Below are 241 nucleotides of genomic sequence, written 5' to 3'. Positions count from 1 at the left end.
TCCATGCGCAAGCAGTGGATTCACAAGGTCATATCAGCAGCCCAACAGATGTCATCGTGACTGTCGATACGGCAGCGCCAAGTGCACCAGTAATTGATCCGATCAATGCGACTAATCCAGTGACAGGAACAGCAGAAGCAGGATCAACCGTGACTGTAAGCTTCCCTGATGGCACAACAGCAACTGTGGTTGCAGGCCCAGATGGTCAATGGACAGCGCCAAACCCAGGTAACTTGCTTGA

General features: G+C 51.9%; 1 protein-coding gene. It reads left to right on the top strand.

Translation table 11 applies throughout. The features are described from left to right. Positions 1 to 241, top strand: a 241-nt coding sequence (locus tag ACH8JV_RS19655; protein WP_396523334.1) for an Ig-like domain-containing protein, incomplete at both ends; no start/stop codon positions are given.

It is taken from the genome of Acinetobacter sp. ABJ_C5_2, from assembly GCF_044538485.1.
Classification (GTDB): domain Bacteria; phylum Pseudomonadota; class Gammaproteobacteria; order Pseudomonadales; family Moraxellaceae; genus Acinetobacter; species Acinetobacter nosocomialis_A.
This window is presented reverse-complemented; position numbering and strand designations above follow the sequence as displayed.